Raw genomic sequence first — 356 nt, 5'->3', positions numbered from 1 at the left:
ATGTAGAGGATGCTTTTGCACAAATGAAAAAAGGGAATAAAGAAAATAATAGCCTAATAAAACCTAAGTTTAATACTGAGCGAATTGCTCGCAAAAAGGAAATTGAACAAGCTCATTTATGTTTAGGGTATGAGGGATTTCCTCTACACGATGAAGAAATATTTAGTCTCGTATTACTTAACAATGCATTGGGTGGAAGCATGAGCAGTAGATTATTTCAGGAAGTGAGGGAAAAACGAGGATTAGCTTATTCTGTGTTTTCTTACCACTCTTCCTTCCATGATACAGGTATGCTTACAATATATGCAGGTACAGCACAAAAACATTTAGATGAGTTATTTGATGTACTGTTAAAC

Annotated in this window: 1 protein-coding gene; it reads left to right on the top strand. The window is 34.6% G+C overall.

Translation table 11 applies throughout. The features are described from left to right. A partial coding sequence (locus tag AOA60_RS01600) for a pitrilysin family protein (protein WP_143522342.1) occupies window positions 1–356 on the top strand: 356 nt, incomplete at both ends.

This window comes from Pseudomonas sp. 2822-17, assembly GCF_002742485.1.
GTDB classification, from domain to species: domain Bacteria; phylum Pseudomonadota; class Gammaproteobacteria; order Pseudomonadales; family Pseudomonadaceae; genus Aquipseudomonas; species Aquipseudomonas cyclaminis.
The sequence above is the reverse complement of the archived record's forward strand: the minus strand, read 5'-3'. Positions and strand labels throughout refer to the sequence as shown.